Here is a 1370-nt window from a genome sequence, read left to right as displayed (position 1 = left end):
GTCGGGCTCTATATGAGCTTTGCCGCGCCTGAGGATTTCCAGCAAGGCATCACCGTCCGCATCATGTACATCCACGTGCCTTTCGCCTGGCTGGCCATGATGTGCTACACGCTGATGGCGGTCTCGGCGCTCGGCACGCTCGTCTGGCGGCATCCGCTGGCCGATGTCGCGCTGAAATCAGCCGCACCCATCGGTGCGGTCTTCACCGCGCTGGCGCTGATCACCGGTTCGATCTGGGGCAAGCCGATGTGGGGCACCTGGTGGGTCTGGGATGCGCGGCTGACTTCGGTCTTCGTGCTGTTCCTGATGTATCTCGGCATCATCGCGCTGACCCGTGCGCTCGACGATGCCAGCCGCGCCGCCTGGGCCGCCGCCATCATCACGCTGGTCGGCTTCATCAACATCCCGATCATCAAATTCTCGGTCGACTGGTGGAACACGCTGCATCAGCCGGCCTCGGTGTTCCGCATGGGCGGCTCCACCATCGACCCCAGCCTGCTGTGGCCGCTTCTGGTGATGGCGCTCGGCTTCACCGTGCTGTTCTTCGCGCTGCACCTGATGGCGATGCGCACCGAAATCCGCCGTCGCCGGGTGATTGCCATGCGCAGGGTCGCGGCACGGCAGGCGGAGCGCTCTCCCCCTTCTCCCCTTGTGTGAGAAGGCAAGACGCTTCTTAGTTCACCCCATCCTTCCGCGCGCCGCCACAGGCAGCGTTTCCAGCACTTTGTCGCCGTCGATCAGATTGACCTCGTTGAACAAGTTTGTGACGACGCAGCAATGGTCGGGCACCACACGCACGCGCTCGCCGATGCGCAATTTGCCGTCACCCGAAAGCGTGACGGTGCCGTGCTCCTCGCTCAGGCCCGTCACCCGCGCTCCCGGCACGCCGGGCAACTCGCCGAAATCGGCGAGACCCAGCGTGTCGCTGGACAGCGCCTTGCTGCCGGCATCGAGGATAACGCGCGTCGCGGTGGGATGGCTGACCACCGTCGACAGCACCGTCAGCGCGCAATCGTCGAGCGTGCCGACGCCTTTGGCGACCTGATAGCGGTCGAGATAGATGTAGGTGCCTGGACGATACTCCGTGACAACAGATGTATCGCTGGAGCGCCACATATCCGGCGTGCCGCCGCTGGAGATGCGTTCGCAGGCGAGGCCCGATGCGGCCAGCGCCTGCTTGGCGTCGGCGAGCCAGGCTTCGGCCTCCGCTGCCTTCCCGGCGGCCGGGTAGGTCATCAGTCCTCCGAAGGCGAGGCCACCGGTTCTGTCGATCTGTCTTGCCAGCGCAACCGCTTCATCGGCCGACTGCACGCCGCAGCGTCCCATGCCGGTGTCGCATTCGACCAGCACCGGTAGACGATGACCGGCAT

Annotated in this window: 2 protein-coding genes; one reads left to right on the top strand and one right to left on the bottom strand. The window is 65.2% G+C overall.

All coding sequences use genetic code 11. The features are described from left to right. A partial coding sequence (locus tag EN879_RS36010; protein WP_164774836.1) for a heme ABC transporter permease occupies positions 1–657 on the top strand: 657 nt, incomplete at its 5' end. A 21-nt stretch (positions 658–678) separates the two neighbouring features. On the opposite strand, the gene EN879_RS36005 is transcribed toward EN879_RS36010, so the two are convergent. Next, the coding region (locus EN879_RS36005) for an alanine racemase (RefSeq protein ID WP_206521083.1) at positions 679–1370 on the bottom strand (692 nt) is incomplete at its 5' end.

It is taken from the genome of Mesorhizobium sp. M7A.F.Ca.AU.002.02.1.1, from assembly GCF_003998535.1.
Lineage (GTDB): Bacteria > Pseudomonadota > Alphaproteobacteria > Rhizobiales > Rhizobiaceae > Mesorhizobium > Mesorhizobium ciceri.
The sequence above is the reverse complement of the archived record's forward strand: the minus strand, read 5'-3'. Positions and strand labels throughout refer to the sequence as shown.